The 15,705-nt window shown below is 60.7% G+C and carries 12 protein-coding genes and 1 tRNA gene; 12 read left to right on the top strand and 1 reads right to left on the bottom strand.

Going from position 1 to position 15,705, the window contains the following annotated elements; translation table 11 throughout:
- Positions 1 to 208 precede the first annotated feature (208 nt).
- The 10 genes from GPK42_RS08890 to nth all read left to right on the top strand — a co-directional run bounded on the left by GPK42_RS08890 (position 209) and on the right by nth (position 9,338).
- Positions 209 to 286 (top strand) — tRNA-Asp (locus GPK42_RS08890).
- 343 nt (positions 287 to 629) lie between these two features.
- A complete protein-coding gene (locus GPK42_RS08895; protein ID WP_099432564.1) occupies positions 630 to 1,115 on the top strand; it encodes an RrF2 family transcriptional regulator in 486 nt (161 codons plus the stop codon).
- Between the two features lie 21 nt (positions 1,116 to 1,136).
- Positions 1,137 to 2,042, top strand: a complete 906-nt coding sequence (locus tag GPK42_RS08900) for an HhH-GPD family protein (RefSeq protein WP_215694835.1) — start codon at positions 1,137 to 1,139, stop codon at positions 2,040 to 2,042.
- A gap of 112 nt (positions 2,043 to 2,154) precedes the next feature.
- On the top strand, positions 2,155 to 2,694 hold the full coding sequence (gene rbr / locus GPK42_RS08905; RefSeq protein ID WP_215694836.1) for a rubrerythrin: 540 nt from the start codon (positions 2,155 to 2,157) through the stop codon (positions 2,692 to 2,694).
- A 279-nt stretch (positions 2,695 to 2,973) separates the two neighbouring features.
- Positions 2,974 to 3,606 carry a hypothetical protein gene (locus GPK42_RS08910; RefSeq protein ID WP_196026328.1) on the top strand — a complete coding sequence of 211 codons (633 nt, stop codon included), beginning with the start codon at positions 2,974 to 2,976 and terminating at the stop codon, positions 3,604 to 3,606.
- A gap of 439 nt (positions 3,607 to 4,045) precedes the next feature.
- Positions 4,046 to 4,480 carry a hypothetical protein gene (locus tag GPK42_RS08915; RefSeq protein ID WP_215694837.1) on the top strand — a complete coding sequence of 145 codons (435 nt, stop codon included), beginning with the start codon at positions 4,046 to 4,048 and terminating at the stop codon, positions 4,478 to 4,480.
- 233 nt (positions 4,481 to 4,713) lie between these two features.
- Positions 4,714 to 5,277, top strand: a complete 564-nt coding sequence (locus GPK42_RS08920) for a hypothetical protein (RefSeq protein WP_215694838.1) — start codon at positions 4,714 to 4,716, stop codon at positions 5,275 to 5,277.
- 51 nt (positions 5,278 to 5,328) lie between these two features.
- On the top strand, positions 5,329 to 6,684 hold the full coding sequence (locus GPK42_RS08925; RefSeq protein WP_215694839.1) for a DNA recombination protein RmuC: 1,356 nt from the start codon (positions 5,329 to 5,331) through the stop codon (positions 6,682 to 6,684).
- A gap of 125 nt (positions 6,685 to 6,809) precedes the next feature.
- Positions 6,810 to 8,612 (top strand): ABC transporter ATP-binding protein, encoded by a 1,803-nt coding sequence (locus tag GPK42_RS08930; RefSeq protein WP_215694840.1) that lies wholly within the window; start codon positions 6,810 to 6,812, stop codon positions 8,610 to 8,612.
- Positions 8,613 to 8,675: 63 nt separating this feature from the next.
- Positions 8,676 to 9,338, top strand: coding sequence for an endonuclease III (nth, locus tag GPK42_RS08935; RefSeq protein ID WP_215694841.1), 663 nt, complete (start codon positions 8,676 to 8,678; stop codon positions 9,336 to 9,338).
- A gap of 77 nt (positions 9,339 to 9,415) precedes the next feature.
- Here nth and GPK42_RS08940 read toward each other — a convergent pair whose 3' ends face one another.
- Positions 9,416 to 10,573 carry an ATP-binding protein gene (locus GPK42_RS08940; RefSeq protein WP_161115162.1) on the bottom strand — a complete coding sequence of 386 codons (1,158 nt, stop codon included), beginning with the start codon at positions 10,571 to 10,573 and terminating at the stop codon, positions 9,416 to 9,418.
- 400 nt (positions 10,574 to 10,973) lie between these two features.
- Here GPK42_RS08940 and mfd point away from each other — a divergent pair, with 400 nt between their 5' ends.
- Positions 10,974 to 14,606 carry a transcription-repair coupling factor gene (gene mfd / locus GPK42_RS08945; RefSeq protein WP_215694842.1) on the top strand — a complete coding sequence of 1,211 codons (3,633 nt, stop codon included), beginning with the start codon at positions 10,974 to 10,976 and terminating at the stop codon, positions 14,604 to 14,606.
- 215 nt (positions 14,607 to 14,821) lie between these two features.
- Positions 14,822 to 15,685, top strand: coding sequence for a phosphatase PAP2 family protein (locus tag GPK42_RS08950; protein ID WP_215694843.1), 864 nt, complete (start codon positions 14,822 to 14,824; stop codon positions 15,683 to 15,685).
- Positions 15,686 to 15,705: the final 20 nt, after the last annotated feature.

Here is a 15,705-nt window from a genome sequence, read left to right on the forward strand (position 1 = left end):
AGTTTGTCGCGAGTTCCGCACGCAAAGGAAAGCACTTAATGTGCTTTCCGTCTTGCGCAGGACTGTAGAGCAGCAAACTTAGCCCGCGCCAGCCGGCCCCGGAGGCCCCAAAAAATATTTTCAAAAAAGTTGTTGCGCGGCGGACAGACTTCTGTGTATACTAATCCCCGCAGCGCACGCGAGCGGAAACAAACGCGAACGACTGCCTGGGGAGTTAGCTCAGTTTGGTTAGAGCGCCGGCCTGTCACGTCGGAGGTCGCGGGTTCGAGCCCCGTACTTCCCGCCAACGCAATTAAAGCCACGTCTTCGGACGTGGCTTTTTGCGTTTGATAGGACCTTGATCCCATCGGCCCCTTTCGCCCAAAACCAAATCCTTCCAATTCCCGGACAAGCTCCGTTTGAGACATGTGTTTAAACAAGGCGTTTGTTGCACAACACCAGTTCAACGAAGCAGGGGGTTAGGTTATACTAAATTGCACTATGGGCCGTTTTTGATGCAAGAGGCTTCAAACACGGCATTCAGTGGGCACCCGTTTTGCTATTTGGGCGTCCATACGGTCATTGGTGTCTCGACGTAAGCTCGGCCCCGGAGCTCGTTCGGGCTGTTCCTATTCCTTGAAAGGGGAAAAATGGACATATCGAGGAAGACTGATTACGCCCTTCGCATGCTGGCGATGCTTGCCGAGGATCCGGAGCGTTTGCTTTCTGTTCGCACCGCCGCCGAAGAGGTCAATGTCCCGTATTCGTTTGCCCGTTCGATTCAGCATGGTTTGGTTCAGGCCGGTATTGTGGAGAGCCTGCGTGGCGTCCATGGCGGCATGCGTCTTAAGGTCAGCCCCGACGATGTCACCATCCGCCAGGTCGTTGAGGCCGTTCAGGGCCCCATGGTCATGAACGATTGCACCGCGCCCGATGGCGACTGTGCGCGCATGGGCACGTGCTGCTATCATCCCCTGTGGGCCGGAGCTCAAGCGCTGATGCGCGACTACCTCGATTCCGTTTCGCTGGGCGATATCGTCGCTCACCGCCAGTTCCCGGCCGTCGATTCCAAGTTCGCCGACCGCGATGCGTTTCCCGAGTACGCCACCTGTGCGTGCGCTTGCCGGGAGGAATAGCGCCGCATAAGGAGCATAGCTATGATTCAGGACCCCTTTCGTTCGATGATTCGTTCGGAAGGGGTCCTGCGTTATCGCGACCTTCCGTGGCGCCGCACGCGCGACCCGTACATTATTTGGCTTTCCGAGGTTATGCTGCAGCAAACGCAGGTGCCGCGTGTGGAGACGCGTATGCCCGCGTGGCTCGACCGCTTTCCGACCGTACAGGCGCTCGCTCAGGCCGCTCCTTCCGACGTTTTGGATGCTTGGCAGGGGATGGGCTACAACCGACGTGCCCTGGCGCTTCACAGAGCCGCTCAGTGCGTTATGGAAGACTGGGGTGGGGAGTTTCCACGTGAGACGCGCGACCTGGTCGCCCTGCCCGGTATTGGCCCGGCGACGGCGCAAGGCATCCGGTCGTTTGCGTTCGATCTGCCGGGTGTGTATCTGGAGACCAACGTGCGCACGGTCTTTCTGCATCATTTCTTTCCCGATGTGCCGGCCGTTCCCGATCGCGAGCTGGTGCCGCTGATTCAGGCCGCCTGTCCGGCGGCTCCTGGTGCGACGGCGGATGAGATCGCTCCCTTTGCCGTGCCGCTCGATGATGCCGACACGCCGCGCGCATGGTATTACGCGCTGCTGGATTATGGCGCGTATCTTAAGAAGACGCTGCCCAATCCGTCCAGGCGCTCGGCGAGCTATAGCCGTCAGTCCAAGTTTGAGGGCTCGCGCCGTCAAAAGCGCGCCCATATTGTGCGCATGCTGCTGGCTGCGCGCGATGGGCGGCCGGCGGGCATCACGCTCGCCGAGGCCGTGGCGGGTGTCAACGAAATGGAGGCGGCAGCAGGCCGCGAGCCGGTCGATCACGATCTTGTCGCAGGCATTTTGGCCGACTTGGAGCGTGAGGGCTTTTGCCGTGTGGAGGGTGACCGCTGGCTAAGCGTGTAGCCAACCCGAATCTGAAGAAGAGGATTGTAAGGTTTAAATTCTCGGCTTGAGGGCATCCTAAAGACAAGGCCGCTCGAAGCCTACGGGCGGCATGTTGAAGGGAAGTACACCTATGGATTTTGAGAACTCTCAAACCAAGAAGAACCTCGAGACCGCTTTTGCCGGTGAGTCCCAGGCGCATACCAAGTATCGCTACTACGCATCTAAGGCCAAGAAGGATGGCTACGTTCAGATCTCGAATATCTTTGCCGAGACGGCGGGCAACGAGTCCGAGCACGCCAAGCTGTGGTTTAAGTATCTGCACGACGGCGCCGTTCCCGACACCCTGGATAACTTGCGTGATGCCGCTGCAGGCGAGAACTACGAGTGGACCACGATGTACGACGAGTTCGCCAAGACCGCCGAGGAGGAGGGCTTTACCGAGATCGCCGCAAAGTTCCGTGGCGTCGGCGCCGTGGAGAAGGCTCACGAGGAGCGCTACAACAAGCTTGTCGAGCGCATTGAGTCGGGCGAGGTGTTTGAGCGCGAGGGCGTGAAGGTATGGAAGTGCCTGAACTGCGGGCACCTGCATGTTGGTGCCGAGGCGCCCGAGGTGTGCCCGGTGTGTAACCACCCGAAGGCGTACTTTGAGGAGCAGGTGGTGAACTACTAGCGCTTGGCGCTGGCGTGAGCTGGGCCGGGAGGGCCGGACTACCTTCCCTCCTCGCTCACGGCTTCGCAGGGTCGCGTTGAGGGAAGGTAGTCCGGCCCTCCCGGCCCGCTTTGGTTCGTTGCGTGCTCGCTACAGAAAAGCTGATAACTAAGTTTGTGTGCCGCCCCTATCGGGGCGGCACGTTTTTGTATGGGGACTGGTTGGGACGGCACCGTTCATGGGTGGGGTACACTGGGTGGCGACTTTTAGTTTATCTACTACCTGATGGGGTGTTTTTGTATGGGTAAGAAGTCTCGGGCTCGGGTTGCTGCGGCGGGAACTCGCAAGGATCCTGGTCGTCGGGTTGCCGAGGGTAAAAAGGCCGATCGTGCCGAGAAGGACAAGAAAGTCGGCGCGCATGCTCATCCTGAGTGGGCGCCTCATTTGAATTCGGCTAGTGAGGATTTGACTGCCAAGTTGTTTACTCTGGTCGAGGTAATTTTGGGCGTGGTGCCCCTTGTGGTTATCGGTTTATTCTTGGCTTCGAAGGACGCCACGAGTGTCGATAAACTCACCGAGGTCTTTTCGCAGGACCCCTCGATGGTGGTCTCGTTTATTTCTGCGTGCTTGCAGCCGTTTGTGGCGTACATGCTGTATATGGTCTACCGCAAATACTGCGAGGGTGATGCGGGCTTTGCCGCCGGTAACCTGATCGGTCTTTTGTGCTCCGAGATCCTACTGCTCAATATCCCGGGCGTCATCGGTATGGGCATCTTGCTGTGGCGTGTTTGGCGCAACGTCGCCCCGCACTTTGAGAGCTGGTTGTTTGAACGCCGTGCAATGGGCGTGCTGGCAGACATCGCGGGCTCGCTCGTGATTCTAGCCTTGGCGTTTATGTGCGCCACCGCCACCCGAGGTCTCGCGGGCATCTAAAGCTGCCTCCACCGACTGCGGAGCACGGGGCGGGGAAACACCTTTCCCTCTCGCTCACGGCTGCGCAGGTCGCGCGAGGTAAAGGTGTTTCCCTACCCTGTGCTCCGGCTTCGGGTCGTCGCGTGCTTGCTACTGAAAAACTGATAAGAAGTTAGCGTGCCGCCCCTTTTGGGGCGGCACGTTTTTGTATGGGGTCCCTGTCTTCACAATTTCCGTCAAGCTTTTGGTTAGATTTTGGTCAGTTGGCGTAAGGGTGGAAGGCCAAAAGATTGCTGACGAAAAAAGCTCAGAGAAAGTGCTGGTAGGGGAGTTGTTGAGCTTTTCGACAGCTTTTGAGCAAAAGAAACTTTGTGGCTATTGCCGGCGATTGCGTTGTCGCGGTCATGGCGGTGCGGGATGCTGGTCGTAAGCGTCGAATGCTCCGATTTTGGAGGCCAGCATGGATCTGTTTCTTGAGACTCCGCAGCAACAAGCTGAGCGCATGCTGCGTCAGCAGCAACGACTCATGGAGATGCAAATGCAAGGGGCGGCAGCCCAGCCCTTTGCGCAAAATGTCGTGCCCGCTGCTGTACCTGCAGCTGTGCCCGGGTGCGAATCGGCACCAGAGGCCTATTCCGTACAGCAAGATTCATATGCGCAGGAGCTCGCGTTCGACAAGCGTCGTGCGCGTCGTCGCCGTGTGGGCCAGCGCTTGCGCACATTGGCGATGATCGTGCTCATCCCGTTAGGGCTTGTGGCCATCTTTCTGGCATCGTATGCCCTCACGTGCATCCTCAACGGCGCATCGCCCAACGAGGTGCTCCAACATCTAGCGGCTCTCGGCCAGCGCCTAGGCGATGTCGTAGCAACCATTCGCGCCGGCTGGGAGAGTTAGCGTTTGTCACGTTAGGACTTCTGGGGTGTAGGGATTATCGCCATGAGTAGAATCCTCGCATCCTGGGAATCCTGTCATGCGACTGAATAGTATTATCGATGATGAATAATAATAGAAAATGCCATGTTAAGGTACTTAACGACATCCTTGGAGGATCTGGCGTCGTCGCCTTCGGAGCGGAGTTATCAAGAGATGGTCTGTGCATACAGGCAATACAAAAAGGAGGTGCTCGGTTGAATCTGACCTTTGAGGGATTCTTAAAAGGCTATTGCCGAGAGCTATCCGGACAGCAGTCGCTGAGTTTTAGAAAACTGGTTGAGCAGGCGACGACGGTTGCGCCGCGCGTGGCGGAGCCTCTGTTTTTGCTCGCTTTGGCGCAAGGAAAAGTCGAATACGTTCTGGGTTTATCCGAGGGTTCGTGGATGGAAGAGGATTACCGAGGCGTTTTGTCCTTGTACGATCAAGCGGGTGGTATGGCGTCTCTATGTGCCAAAAGTGAGCTCCCCAACCGTTATGCCAACGTTTGGCGTGCGTATAGAGCGGTGAAGGAAAAGCCAGTGGCGGACAGAAGGATCAACGCCCTGATGCGAAAAAGAACATTGGGAGCGCTAGAGGAATCGGGCGTAACGCGCTACGGTCTCTGCCGCGATTTGAATCTGAATAAGGGAAACGTGTACGCATACTTAGCCGGCGATGACTCAAAGGTGAGCAGGGAGACGGCGCGCCGCATTATGGAATATGCGGAGGAGAGGGGCACCCAAGAAGGGGCCGGGCGCCCGGTGCGTGTGGCGGGGTAAGATTGATCGCAGTTTTGATTGATAATCGATTGGGTTTGTTGGGCGGAATCTATGTCTGCTATTGATATTGCGCTTGTTGTGATTGCCTTGGTGGCGGTGGGGGTTGCCGTGGCTTGTGCCCTGCAGCTTAAGAGCCTTCGCGCCGAGCTGCGGGAGCGCGGCGATAGCGGTGCGGAGACGCTGGCGGCGCTCGAGCAGGCCAACAACGCGCTCGACACCCTGAACGTCGCGCTGGCAGAAACCCGCCGCACGGCAAACGCCATCGCGCAGCAGCAGACGACCGACGCCGCCGTGGAGCAGCAGCGCTATCTGACCATCGCGCGTGAGTTCTCGCAGGCTGGCGACCGTATGGATGACCTGCGCCGCGAGACGGCCCAACAGCTTGGCGCCAACCGCGAGGGCATCGAGCACCGTCTGGACAAGGTGCGCGAGACGGTCGATGCCCAGCTGGGCGCCATCCGCAAGGACAACAACGTGCAGCTCGATCAGATGCGCGCGACGGTGGACGAAAAGCTTTCCCGTACGCTCAACGACCGTCTGTCTGCATCGTTTAAGCAAGTGAGTGACCAGCTCGAGGCCGTGTACAAGGGCTTGGGCGATATGCAATCCATCGCCACCGGTGTGGGCGACCTTAAGCGCGTGCTGGGCAACGTCAAGGCGCGCGGCATTTTGGGCGAGGTGCAGCTGGGCGCAATCCTGGCGGACATCCTTACGCCCGACCAGTATCTGGAAAACGTTGCCACCAAGCCTGGCGCCTCGGAGCGCGTTGAGTTTGCCGTCAAGCTGCCGGTAGACGAGGGCGACCCCGTGCTGCTGCCGATCGACTCCAAATTCCCGGGCGATGCGTACGAGCATCTGCTCGACGCCCAGGAGTCGGGCGACGCGGAGGCCGTCGCCGCAGCGCGGAAGACGCTCGATATGATGGTGAAGCGCGAGGCAAAGGACATTTGCGAGAAGTACCTGAGCGTGCCCGCGACTACCAACTTCGGCATTCTGTTTGTGCCGTTTGAGGGCCTGTACGCCGAGGTCGTCAGCCGCCCCGGGCTTATCGAGACCCTGGGCCGCGACTATCACGTCAACGTTGCCGGCCCCAGCACCATGGCCGCCATCCTCAACAGCCTGCAGATGAGCTATCAGACGTTTAGGCTGCAAAAACGCACCGACGACGTGCTGCGCGTGCTTTCCGCCGTCAAGGCCGAGCTGCCGCGCTATCAGGCGGCACTGCGTCGCGCGCAGCAGCAGATCGAGACCGCGGGCAAGACGGTCGAGGGCATTATCACCACGCGCACTAACGTCATGGAGCGCAAGCTCAAGGACATCGACGCGCTGGAAGACGCGCGGGAGGCCGACGAGATTTTGGGCTTGGAGTCCGCGGGCCTGCTCGCAGACCAAGAAGACAAGGACTAGCTGCACCTGACGGCGGGGCGTCTGCGCAAGCGCGGAGCGCGAGCGCTTTTCGCGTCGCACGTGCCTGAAGCGCACTTCGGTGTGCAACAATGGCGTTTCGCCCTGCCAGACGCGAAAGGAAGCCCATGTCTCAGAGAAGCACCAGTCCGCTCAAACGCTCCACCGTGCGCCGCACGCTGCAGCGTTTTTGGGATGTCACGCGCACGCAGCCGCTGATCGTCTTTCTCTCGGTATTTTCGTCGGCGGGCTATATCTTTTTGCTCACGTTTGCCAACACCTACGTGATGGCGCTTATCGTCGACCGCGTCCAGACCGGCCCCGTGGCGGGCGACCAGGTGCTTGAGGTCTTTGGCCCCTACATTCTGGCGCTCGTGCTCGTTAATCTGGTAGGCCAGATCCTCTCCAAGCTGCAGGACTACACCGTCTACAAGCTCGAGATTGCGGGCAACTATCACCTGGCGCGCTTGTGCTTTGACACGCTCTCCAATCAATCCATGACATTCCACACCAGTCGATTTGGCGGATCGCTTGTGAGCCAGACGAGCCGTTTTATGAGCGGCTACACGGGTCTGGTGGACGTGACGGTGTATTCGCTCATTCCCACCATCACCTCGGTTGTCTGCACGGTGGCGGCGCTCGCCCCGGTGGTGCCGACGTTTACCGTAATCCTGGTGGGTATCATGGTCGTCTACATTGCGTTTGTCTGGCTTATGTACAAGCGCATCATGCCGCTTTCGGCCGCGACGTCCGCCGCACAGAACAAGCTGTCGGGCGTGCTGTCCGATGCGGTCACGAACATCCTGGCCGTCAAGACCTGCGGGCGCGAGGACTTTGAGCGCGACCTATTCGATACCGCCGACCGTGCCGCGCGCGATGCCGAAACGGTATCGATGCACGCCATGATGCAGCGCAACTTTACGACCTCGGGCCTTATCGTCATCACCATGGCCGTGGTGAGTGTGTTCGTCGCGGGCGGCAACGCGTGGTTTGGCATTTCGGCCGGCGCGCTCGTCATGATCTTTACCTATACGTACAACCTCACTATGCGTTTGAACTACGTGAGCTCCATGATGCAACGCATTAACCGCGCGCTGGGCGATGCGGCCGAGATGACGCGCGTGCTGGACGAGCCGCGTCTGGTGGCAGACGACGAGAACGCCCCCGAGCTCAAGGTAGGCGATGGTGCGATTGATTTTGAGCACTTGAGCTTTGCATACCGTGACGCCGCGGCGGGCGAGAGCGTGTTCGACGACCTGACGCTCCATGTGACGGCGGGCCAGCGCGTGGGCCTGGTGGGCAAATCGGGCTCGGGCAAGACGACGCTCACCAAGCTGTTGCTGCGCTTGGACGATGTTCAGGGTGGTCGCGTGCTCGTTGACGGCCAGGACGTCTCGCGCTGCACGCAGCAGAGCCTGCGCCGCCAGGTTGCCTACGTGCCGCAGGAGGCGCTGCTGTTCCACCGCTCCATTCGCGAGAATATCGCCTACGGCCGCCCCGACGCCACCGACGAACAGATTCGCGAGGCTGCGCGCCTGGCTAATGCCCTGGAGTTTATCGACCGCCTGCCCCATGGCTTTGACACCATGGTGGGCGAGCGCGGCGTTAAGCTTTCGGGCGGCCAACGCCAGCGCGTGGCCATCGCCCGCGCTATCCTGACCGATGCGCCGATTCTGGTGCTCGACGAGGCGACGTCTGCTTTGGATAGCGAGTCCGAGGCGCTGGTGCAGGAGGCGCTCGAGAACCTGATGCGCGGCCGCACCTCCATTGTGGTGGCACATCGCCTGTCCACCGTGGCGGCGCTCGACCGCATCGTGGTGTTGGCCGACGGCGAGATTGTCGAGGACGGCACGCATGCACAGCTCGTCGAGGCAGGCGGCGAATACGCAAGCCTGTGGAGCCGCCAGACCGGCGCATTTTTGGAGGCTTAAGGCCCCCATACGTGGGACAATCGTGCCCATAAGTTTGTTATGCCGCTGAGCCGAGGAGTCGTTATGCCACGCGAGACCAATGCCGCCAAACGCGAGCGCGCCGTTGAGGTGTGCGAGCGCCTCAACCGTCGCTATGGCCCGGTCGAGTGCTTTTTGGACCACGAGAATCCCTTTAGGCTGCTCATCGCGGTGCTGCTCTCGGCGCAGACGACCGACGCGCAGGTCAACAAGGTGACGCCGAAGCTGTTTGCCCAGTGGCCCACGCCCGAGGCCATGGCGGGGGCGAGCGTGGCCGATGTGGCCGACACCATTAAGTCACTCGGCTTTTATAAGAGTAAGGCCAAGCACGCTGTGGAGGCCGCGCAGATGATCGTTGCCGATTATGGTGGCGAGGTGCCGGCCGACATGAAGGAGCTCGTCAAACTGCCGGGTGTGGGTCGCAAGACGGCGAACATCGTGCTCAACGTGGGATTTGGCATTGTCGAGGGCATCGCGGTCGATACACACGTCAACCGCATTGCGCACCGCCTGATGCTGAGTCCCAAGACGCATGCCAAGGAGCCGCTCAAGACCGAGCAAGACCTGCTCAAGATTTTGCCGCACGAGTATTGGGAATCGGTCAACCACCAGTGGATTACCTTTGGCCGCGAGATCTGCGACGCCCGCAAACCTAAGTGCGACGAGTGCCCGCTGGCGGATTTGTGCCCCAGCGTACGGGTGAGCTAGGTTACAAGGGCAGGCCGCCACTCTTGCGTATCTCCGGGCGGTACAAATCGGGACGCGGCCGGTGACCACGGCGCTCGCTACGACTCCCGAAGCAAGAACTCTTCTACCGGCACGACCGATGCCCCCTCGGTATCGTAGCGCTCGGAGCCGTGATATACGACGGCTCGGTCCTTTGCGGGAATGCCAAGTTCGGAACCAACAGAGCGTAGGTGTCGAGCGAATGTGTCGCGGTAGGTAGCGCCCGATTTGATTTCGAACGCCTGTGGGCGAGCCGGCTCTGTTAGATCGATAAGGTCGATCTCTCGTTTGCTGTCGTCGCGATAAAAGGCAAGCGTGGGCTCGAGGCCTCTGTTGAGGTATGCCTTCTGGCGTTCCGAGACAACGAGGTTTTCGAATATTTCCCCGCTTAGGGGGTGGTTCATGAGACTGCGCTCGTCGTGAATGCCAAGCAGATGGCAAAGTAGTCCCGTGTCGTAGAAGTACAATTTTGGCGCTTTGGTAAGCCGCTTGCGCATGTTTCCAGCATATGGTTGAAGCAGGAACACCAAATAGCTTGATTGCAGGATCGAAAGCCACGAGCTGATCGTCGCCGTGGCGACTCCCACATCAGCGGCGAGTCTTGATAGGTTGAGCAGCCCTCCCACGCAAGCCGCGCACAGCCCGATCATTTTTCTAAAGGAGCTCAGGTTGCGCACGTCGAGAAGGCCGCCCGCGTCGCGTTCCACATAGGTCATAAGGTAATTTTGGTAGAACATATCGGTGGGGATGCCCGCATCGTATATGCGCGGGTATCCCCCGCGAATCAGGTAGGTGTCAAGCGAGATTTGCGTGTCGCTGAGCTCCTGGTAGGAGAGAGGCAGGAGTTTGAGCATGCCGACGCGCCCGGCAAGCGATTGCTGGATGTTGTGCATGAGCAAAAAGTTTTGCGAGCCGGACAATACATACTGGCCGGTCCTTCCGCGTTCGTCGGAGGCGACCTGAATCATGCTGAACAGCTCCGGTGCATATTGGGCCTCGTCGATGATCAGATGATCGGGGCGCCTGCTGATAAAGCCGACGGGGTCATCGAGTGCGGCGCGACGGACTTCCGGGTTTTCGAGGTTGAGATATTCATATTCAGGAAAAACGGCCTTGATGAGAGTTGACTTGCCGCTTTGGCGTGGCCCCGTAAGCGAGACGACGGGAAACCATTCTGACATGTCGCGTAGCTTCTGGGCCATGGTTCGCTCAATCATTTTTAACGCCCTTCGTGTCTAGCATCTCATGCTCGTAGGCATGCTTTTGGTTTGAAAGTCTCGTACCGAGTTTGTCGGTATCTGCCGGGTTTCGTGGCAGGTCTTTGGGATTTGCCACATCGGCAAGGCAAAAAACCATAATTACTAACTAGAAGTTACCACAACTGTAAAGTAGAAATTGCCATAATTGCAAAGTAATGCAGGTAGAAGCTGGTAATTGGTGCTGTCCGATCAGGCTGTTTTGTGCCGAGGGCGTTCGGGCATGCGCGTTTTGGGGTGGCTGTTCGGCGCGCGCTGGCGTGCCCACCTCATGCGTTACCATGACAGGCAACGAAATCCGCCGCATACCCGCCGAGCTTGCCTCGGCGGGCTTTTGGCGTTGCAATGCCGGAGGAACAGCATGCTCATTCACCGTATAGCCGCGCAGCTCTATACTGCCGAGGCACTGCAGACCGTCGAGGCCGGGCTCGATTCTGGCGAGGACGTGACGCTGGCCGTGTCTCAGTCGGGCCGAACGCTTATGGCCGCCGCCCAGTTTGCGCGTCGTCCGCGCCCCACGGTCTACATCGTGAGTGGCGAGGATGCGGCCGATCGCGCCGCACGTAGTCTGGCTGCCTATGTGGGCCTGGCGCACGTGTGCCGCTTTCCCGAGCGCAAGGACTACCCTTGGCGCGAGCAGGCGCCCGACGACGCCGTGGTAGCCCAGCGCTGCGAGGCGCTCGGGCGCATCGTGCGCGGCGACAACTGCATCATGGTCGCCTCGGCTCGCGCGCTGCTGCGTTGCGTGCCACCAGTCGAGAGCCACTACTGGGAGTCCACGACCTTCGCGGTGGGCGAGGAGATTCCTTTTGACGAGGTGCCGCAGCGTCTGGTGGGCATGGGCTACACCAATGCCGGCGCCGCCGACGCGCCCGGCCTGTTCCGTGTGCACGGCGACACCGTCGAGGTGTTTCCCGCGCAGGAAAAGGCGCCCGTGCGCATTGAGTTCTTCGGCGACGAGATCGATCGCATCCGCCGCATGGTGAGTTCAACGGGCCAGACCATCGGCAACGAGGACAGCATCGAGATCTTCCCGTGCCGTGAGCTGGCGCTTACCGACGAGGCCGTCCACAACATGCATGTGGCGCTCTACCGCGCCAGCCAGGACGACAGCAAGTTGGCGGTGCTGCTCGAGATGGTGGATGCACGCATTGTCACGCCCGAGCTCGACCGCTTTTTGCCGGTGATGTACGGCCAGACCGTAAGCCCGCTGGCGCACGTGGGCGGCAAGGCGCTCGTGGTGCTGTCCGAGCCGCGCTCGCTGTTCGACGACTGTCTGCGCGCCTACGAGGATATCGAGGCACGTGCCGGCGAGGCGGGTGTCGACCGCCTGGACGGTCTGTACGTGCGTGCCCAGCAACTCGACTTTGGTTCCCAGCAACGCCTGAACTATGTGAGCCTCATCCGTGCCGGTGGTGCGGTGACGGCCGAGCTGAAGATTGAGCAGCCTGCCATCGCAGGATCGGACAACCGTTTTATGACGCGCATCCAGGAGGTCGTGGGCAAGCGCTATGCCTGCGTGTTTGCCATTCCCGACCGCGGTGCGCGCGAGTCGATGGAGCTCACCTTTGGTGACGAGGGCATTACCTTTGAGGAGTCGCTGACGGCGGCCCCCGAAAACGCCGGCGCTATTGGCGACCGCGTGCGCGTGGCAGCGGCGGATTCCGCCAACCGTGCCGCACGCCAGGAGGCCCATGCTTCCATTCGCGAGCGTAAGGCCGACGCGCTCAACGCCCGCTCGCTCGAGGCGGGCGCCGCGCAGGCTGCCGCCGGCGCCGCCGTGCCCACCATCTCGCGCGGGCGCGTGACCTTTGTCGATGCCGCCCTGCCGCAGGGCGTGGTGGTGCCCGATGCCAACCTGGCCGTGTTCTCGATCGCCGACCTCAACGCCCGCATGGACGCCAACCGCGCGCGCAGCCGCCGCAAGGTGGACATTACGCAGATCACCTTCCCGTTTAAGCCGGGCGACTACGTGGTGCACGCCACCCATGGCATCGCACTCTTTAGCGAGATCGCGCGCCAGGAAGTGGGCGGCAAGGAACGCGACTACTTTTTGCTGGAATATGCCGACGGCGACAAGCTCTACGTGCCGCTCGAGCAGGTCGACCGTATCACGCGATACGTTGGTCCCGACGGCGATAAGCCGCGCTTGACTAGGCTCAACACCGCCGACTGGACGCGGGCTACCAACAAAGCGCGCAAGAATGCCAAAAAGCTGGCGTTTGACCTGGTCGACCTGTATACGCGCCGCTCGTCGATTACCGGTATCGCCTGTCCGCCCGACACGCCCGAGCAGATCGAGATGGAGGAGAGCTTCCCCTACGACGAGACGCGTGACCAGCTGGAGGCTATTGCCGACATCAAGGCCGACATGGAGGCGCCCAAGCCCATGGACCGCCTGCTGTGCGGCGACGTGGGTTTCGGCAAGACCGAGGTCGCCCTGCGTGCGGCGTTTAAGTGCGTGGACTCCGGCCGTCAGGTCATGGTGCTCTGCCCCACAACCATTCTGGCCCAGCAGCACTACGAGACATTCTTTGAGCGCTTTGCCCCGTTTGGCCTCGAGGTCGAGGTGCTCAGCCGCTTCCGCACGCCGGCGCAGCAAAAGCGCGCGCTTAAGGCGTTTGCCGAGGGCACGATTGATGTGCTCATCGGCACGCACCGCTTGCTTTCTGCCGATGTGAACCCCAAGAACCTGGGCATGGTGATCATCGACGAGGAGCAGCGCTTTGGCGTGCAGCACAAGGAGCAGCTCAAGAATCTGCGCGAGCAAATCGACGTGCTCACGCTCTCGGCAACGCCGATTCCGCGAACCATGCAGATGGCCACGAGCGGCGTGCGCGACATGAGCCTGATCACCACGCCGCCGACCGGGCGTCGTCCCGTGATCGTGCACGTGGGGGAGTACGACCCCGACGTGGTGAGTGCGGCGATTCGCCTGGAGGTGGGCCGTGGCGGTCAGGTGTATTACGTGTCCAACCGCGTCAAGACCATCGACGATGCCGTGGCGCGTGTGCACGAGGCCGCGCCCGAGGCGCGCGTGGGCGTGGCGCACGGCAAGATGAGCCCGCGCGAGGTCGAGGACGTGATGATCGAGTTCGCGACCAAGAAGATCGACGTGCTTATCGCCACGACCATCGTGGAGAGTGGCATCGATAACGCGACCGCCAACACGCTCATCATCGAGGACTCGCAGCGTCTGGGTCTGGCACAGCTCTACCAGCTTAAGGGCCGCGTGGGCCGTTCTGCCACGCAGGCCTATGCGTACTTTATGTTCCCGGGCGAGCTGCCGCTCACCGAGGAGGCAACGGCGCGCCTGACCGCGCTTTCCGAGTTCCAGGACCTGGGCAGCGGCATGCGCATTGCCATGCGCGACCTGGAGATCCGCGGCGCCGGTTCGCTTATGGGCGCCGAGCAGCACGGCAACCTGTCGAGTGTGGGCTTTGACCTGTTTACGCAGATGCTGGGACAGGCTGTGGCCGAGGCGCGCGGCGACGACGATGCCGGCGTGGAGGCGGCGAGCGTGGGCATCAACCTGCCGGCCGACTACTTCTTGTCCGAGGAGTACCTGCCGGCGGTGGACCAGCGCGTGCTCGTGTACCGCAAGCTCGCAGCGGCCGAGGACCTGGAGAGCATCGATGAGGTGCAGGAAGAGACCGAGGCCGCGCATGGCGAGCTGCCGTTGGCAGGACTCAACCTGTTCAATCGCGCACGAATCCGCATTCGCGGCGAGCGCCTGGGGCTCGAGAGCGTCACGCTCAGCGGCGGTCGCATCACGTTTTTGGGCGTCGACGTGCCCAAGAAGGTGGCCTTTGAGCTAAAGACCCGCTATGGCGCGGTGAACTTCCCCAAGAGCCGCAAACTGTCGGTGCCCTACAAGGCGGGCGCCGGCGCGGGCAGCGGCCTGGGTCGCGGTCTCGACGCCAACGACGGTACCGGCCCCGTGGCCGCGGCACTCATGCTGTTGCAGCAGCTGGGTGCGAGCGATGATGACTAGCGGGTCGACGCTGCAAACGCCCCATTTGGGCAATCTGACCCTCACTCGTCGGTCGCGTACGCAAGTACGCTTCCCTCCTCCTTCGGGCCACCTTGCCACAAATGGAACGTTTTCGCTTACTTATGCTCAACCTGTAAGGGTATTTACGGGACAAAGTCATCTTCGTCTCACCCACATTGCAGGTTGACTGTCCTTCGCCCGACCGAAAGGAAAGCATGTTCGGATACATCTATAAGAAAGATGTCGCCATTATCGCAGTTGTTCTGTGCCTTTGTCTGGGCGTGGGCAGCTTCTTTGATTATCAAATCTCGAGTGCGCTGTTCAACATCGGCAGCATGTACGGTCGCTTTGTCGAGGCGGCCGGTGAGCTGCCGTTCGAGCTGACGGCGAGCATCGCGGGCGTTATGCTCGTGCGCTCGGCACGCCCCGATTCCAAGGCGAGCAAGTGGCTCGCTGCGCTGGGCGTTTTGATCAACGTGGGTCTGGTCGGCTACGAGATTATCGGATCGCTGCGCGTCGGCGGCAAGCTTATTGCGTTTCAGCTGGTTCTGACGTTTGCGTTGGTCATCGCAGCCAACTTCATCGCCTACCGCCTCACGCGCACGACCGAGTCCGACGAGCTTACGCGCTGGGCGTTGATGGTGCTGGCCGTGTGGGTCGCTCAGGCCATCATCCTCAACGTCATTGTTAAGCCGTTATGGTCGCGCCCGCGCATGCGCGTGATCGAGGTCACGCCGGGGCTCAATTTTCAGCCGTGGTGGGTGATCGGCAACCCCGACAAGTGGACCTATATCGCCGCCGGCGTGATAAAGGACGGGTTCAAGTCGTTTGCGAGCGGACACACGGCGCATGCGGCGATCGGCCTTATGCTCGCCGGGCTTCCCGCGGCAGCCTTTAAGGAAAAACCTTCGCGTCGCCGCGTGGTCTTTTGGGCGGCGGTTGTTGTTGCAGCGTTCGTCGCCTTTGGGCGCATCGTGATCGGCGCGCATTTTTTGAGTGACGTGAGCTGCGGTTTTGCCCTGGTACTGGCACTTGAGTGCCTTGCCGCACGCATTGCCTATCCCAACGGCGTACAATAGCTCCGTTTGAATCATCTGGC

It is taken from the genome of Collinsella aerofaciens, assembly GCF_018785265.1.
Classification (GTDB): Bacteria; Actinomycetota; Coriobacteriia; order Coriobacteriales; family Coriobacteriaceae; genus Collinsella; species Collinsella aerofaciens_AI.